This is a genomic window from Streptomyces sp. B15 (genome assembly GCF_018070605.1).
In the GTDB taxonomy this organism is placed as follows: Bacteria; Actinomycetota; Actinomycetes; order Streptomycetales; family Streptomycetaceae; genus Streptomyces; species Streptomyces smyrnaeus.
The window spans coordinates 1-478 of the sequence record NZ_JAGPXJ010000224.1 but is presented as its reverse complement, the minus strand read 5'-3'; the positions used below and the strand labels follow the sequence as shown (position 1 = coordinate 478).

Below are 478 nucleotides of genomic sequence, written 5' to 3'. Positions count from 1 at the left end.
GTCCTACCATACCCCGGCCGCCCCTCAATCCCATTTTGGCGCGAAACCATAATCGGTGAGACGGCCCTTCGGACTGGCCAGCGCGGCGATCCGGGTCATCTCGTCGTCCGAGAGCTCGAAATCGAAGATCTCGATGTTTTCCGACAGGCGTTCGACGCGCGAGGTGCGCGGGATCGCGGCGACATTCTGTTGCACCAGCCAGCGCAGGCAGATCTGTGCCGGTGTCTTGTGGTGGGCACGGCCGATCTCGCCAAGCGTCTGGTCGGACTTGATGCGGCCCCGGGCGATCGGGCTGTAGGCGACCAGCGCGAGACCGTGCTGGTCGCAGGCCGCCTTCACCTTCGCCTGGTCGAGATAGGGATGGTATTCGACCTGGTTGCAGACCAGCGGCTCCGGGCACAGCGCCACCGCCTCTTCGATGAGCGCCACCGTGAAGTTGGAGACGCCGATGTGGTGCGTCAGGCCCATGCGCTTGGCA

The 478-nt window shown here is 64.9% G+C and carries 1 protein-coding gene; it reads right to left on the bottom strand.

The window, feature by feature from the left end; genetic code table 11:
* Positions 1–24: 24 nt before the first annotated feature.
* The coding region (locus tag KBY19_RS35955) for an aldo/keto reductase (protein WP_210967535.1) at positions 25–478 on the bottom strand (454 nt) is incomplete at its 5' end.